At 62.6% G+C, this 1,186-nt stretch carries 1 protein-coding gene; it reads right to left on the reverse strand.

Annotated features, from left to right (window positions below):
- Positions 1-14 precede the first annotated feature (14 nt).
- Positions 15-1,162, reverse strand: a protein-coding gene (locus RM531_RS15970; RefSeq protein ID WP_311660720.1) for an IS3 family transposase whose coding sequence is annotated in 2 segments (ribosomal slippage) — positions 15-922 and positions 922-1,162 — 1,149 coding nt in all. Because the reading frame shifts where the segments join, the coding sequence is not laid out codon by codon here.
- Positions 1,163-1,186: the final 24 nt, after the last annotated feature.

Below are 1,186 nucleotides of genomic sequence, written 5' to 3' on the forward strand. Positions count from 1 at the left end.
GGGTTCGGTCCCGCTCACACGGACGGTTTGGAAAGGGCGTGAAACTGCTGATCGAGTTTATCGAGTCTACGTTGCATCCTCGGGTTGTGAAATCGCTCGATGTAGTCGAAGACGTCTGAGCGAGCCTGGGCTCGGGTCAGGTATTTCCGTCGGCGGACCCGCTCGCGCTTGAGCACGCCGAAAAAGCCCTCGCAGGCGGCGTTATCACCGCAGTGGCCGACCGCACTCATGCTGCTGACGAGATTCTGGTCTTTGAGAAAGCCCTGCACCTCATGACTGGTGAATTGCGTGCCGCGATCCGAATGCAGGATCACCGGCTGGCCGGGGTCCTCACGACGTCCCAGCGCGGCGGTGATCGCATCCAGCACCAGCTGACGCTGCTGCGTCGCCCCCATCGACCAGCCGATCACGAGCTTGCTGTAAAGGTCGATCACCACGCACAGAAACAGCCAGCCTTCGGCGGTGCGGATCTGGGTGATGTCGGTCACCCATTTGGTGTTGGGCTCGAGCGCGACGAAGTCGCGCTCAAGATGATTGGCAATGCCGATGGGTCGCAGCCCCGATGGCTTGTAGCGCCAGGCCCGGGCCACGGGGATCCCGTAGATGCCGTGGCGGCGCATCAGGCGTGCGACCCGATTGAGACTGGCCTGTTCGCCTTCAAAGCCGAGTTCTTCGTGCATGCGCCGGCGTCCCATCACGCCGAGATGATCGGCATGGATCGCCCGAATGCGGCTCAGTAGCCGGCCGTTGTCACGTATCCGAGCACTGGGCCGGCGTTTCTGCCAGTCGTAGAAACCGCTGTGCGAGACGCGCAGACAGCGGCACATCAGCCGCACCGGATAGTCGCCGCGGCCAGCATCGATCGCCTGGTACTTCAATTCGATTCCCTGGCGAAGAATGTGGCCGCGTCTCGCAAAAAATCGCGTTCCTTTTTCAGGCGCGCGTTCTCCCGCTTGAGCCGGGCCACCTCCTCGTCGCGGGGCGTACCAGTGCCGCCGAAGGCGGTCCGGCCTTGCTCGTCGATCTCGCGGCGCCAGCGACTGAGCAGGTTGGCGGCAATGCCAATGTCTCGGGCGACCTGGGTCACGCTGACATCCGGGTGGCGGGTCAATTCAACCGCTTCGCGCTTGAACTCGGTACTGAATCTTCTTCGCTTGGACATGGACACTCCTTTGGGCCATTGTGA

The sequence above is a fragment of the Spectribacter acetivorans genome, from assembly GCF_031846305.1.
Taxonomy (GTDB): domain Bacteria; phylum Pseudomonadota; class Gammaproteobacteria; order Nevskiales; family Salinisphaeraceae; genus Spectribacter; species Spectribacter acetivorans.